Consider the following 1846-nt stretch of genomic DNA (forward strand, 5'->3'; position numbering starts at 1 on the left):
TCGGGAGCGTAGCGAGTGATGGGTGATGTAACCACGTTCGAAAGTGGCTTCGAAAGCAACGGGAACGGCCGTGCTCGCCCGATGGAGGTGATCCCGGCAGGTCGCGAGCGTCGGCAATGGACGCCGGAAGCGAAGGCCAGGATCATCGCCGAGAGCATGGCGCCGCGGGCGAACGTCTCGGATATCGCGCGCCGGAACGATATTCTGCCGCAGCAGCTCTACGCCTGGCGCCGGGAAGCGCGGGAGCGGATGGAATCGGCCGACGCGCCGGCCTTTGTTCCGGCGATGGTCGAGGAGCCGAAAGCGCGGGGGAACAGCGCCGAGATCCGGATCAACATCAAGGGCATGACGATCCGCATTCCCGAGGGCACGACGGCAGATCACATCGAGCGCGTGCTGCTGGCGGTGCAGGTGTCGACATGATCATTCCGCCGGGACCGCTCAAAGTGCTGGTGGCGGTGAAGCCGGTCGACTTCCGCAAGGGAATGGTGGGGCTGGCGTCGCTCGTGCAGCAAGAACTGCAACGCGATCCCTTTTCCGGAATCATGTTCGTGTTCCGCTGCAAAAGGGCCGATCGGATCAAGCTTCTGCTATGGGACGGGACCGGCCTGGTGCTGGTGACGAAGCGGCTCGAGACGGGCACGTTCCGCTGGCCGCGCTTCGGCGACGGGGTGATGAGCCTGACCGCGGCGCAGGCTTCGGCGCTGATCGAAGGGCTCGACTGGGCGCGTGTTCATGCCCCGCGCGTGGCGCGTCCGGTGATGGCGTTATAGGCCGTGAAAATGACTCGTCTGGCCGCAGAAAACGGGCAGAAAACCGCGACATAATTTATCTATCCGCACCATGAGCGAGGGGGTGGAAGAGCTGCCCGACGACGTCGAGGCACTGAAGGCGATGATCATCGCCGAACGGCTCCGCTCCGCCCGGCTCCAGCACCTTCTTGATGTTCTCAACCGCATGCACTTCGGCAAGCGATCGGAAAAGATCGACAGCGGTCAGCTCGCGCTGGCGCTCGAAGATCGCGACGTGTCGATGGCCGAAGCCGAGTTGCTCGTCGAACAGGGAGAGGAAGCCACCGGCATCGCGCCGGCACGGCGCAAGCGGGCGGCCGACGAGTCCCGCGCCTCGCTGCCGGCGCATCTTCCGCGTCACGAGATCGAGATCGCGCCCGAGGCCGGTTGCTGCGCGGGCTGCGGCGGTGCGCTGCACCGGATCGGCGACGATCGGTCCGAACGGCTCGACATCATCCCCGCCCAATATCGCGTCATCGTGACGGTGCGGCCGAAGATGGCGTGTCGGTCCTGCGGCGATGGCGTCGCGCAGGCGAAGGCTCCCGCGCATGTGGTGCCGGGCGGCCTGCCAAGTGAAGCGCTGCTCGCCGACATCCTCGTCAAGAAATACGCCGACCACCTTCCGCTCTACCGGCAGGCGCAGATGATGGCGCGCCAGGGCGTGACGATCGACCGTGCGACGCTCGCGGGCTGGGTCGGCCGCGCGGCGGGCTATCTGAAGCCGATCGTCGACCGGCAGAAGGCGGAGCTTCTGAAGAGCGATCGCCTGTTCGTCGACGAGACCACAGCCAAGGTGCTCGCACCGGGAAGCGGCAAAACGAAGACCGGCTACCTGTGGGCGATGGTCCGAGATGATCGGGCATCTGGCGGCGTCGATCCACCCGCGATCATTTACAGCTACATGCCGGGCCGAGGCGGCATGTGGGCGGAGAAGCTCCTCGGTGATTATCACGGTATCCTGCAGGTCGATGGCTATGAAGCCTATGGCCAGTTCGGCAAGGCAGGCCGTCCCGGCGGACCCTCCGTGCTGGCCTATTGCTGGGCGCATGTTCGCC

Annotated in this window: 3 protein-coding genes; all 3 read left to right on the forward strand. The window is 65.7% G+C overall.

Annotated features, from left to right (window positions below; all coding sequences use genetic code 11):
* The first annotated feature begins 81 nt into the window (after positions 1-81).
* The gene (gene tnpA / locus PYV00_RS24040) at positions 82-423 is read left to right on the forward strand and encodes an IS66-like element accessory protein TnpA (protein ID WP_144035689.1); all 342 of its coding nucleotides are present in this window, start codon (positions 82-84) and stop codon (positions 421-423) included.
* On the forward strand, positions 420-773 hold the full coding sequence (tnpB, locus tag PYV00_RS24045) for an IS66 family insertion sequence element accessory protein TnpB (protein WP_088439037.1): 354 nt from the start codon (positions 420-422) through the stop codon (positions 771-773). Before tnpA ends, tnpB begins: the two co-directional genes overlap by 4 nt.
* An 82-nt stretch (positions 774-855) precedes the next feature.
* On the forward strand, positions 856-1846 hold a 991-nt coding region (gene tnpC, locus PYV00_RS24050), incomplete at its 3' end, for an IS66 family transposase (protein ID WP_275230869.1).

The sequence above is a fragment of the Novosphingobium album (ex Liu et al. 2023) genome, from assembly GCF_029076845.1.
Classification (GTDB): Bacteria; Pseudomonadota; Alphaproteobacteria; order Sphingomonadales; family Sphingomonadaceae; genus Novosphingobium.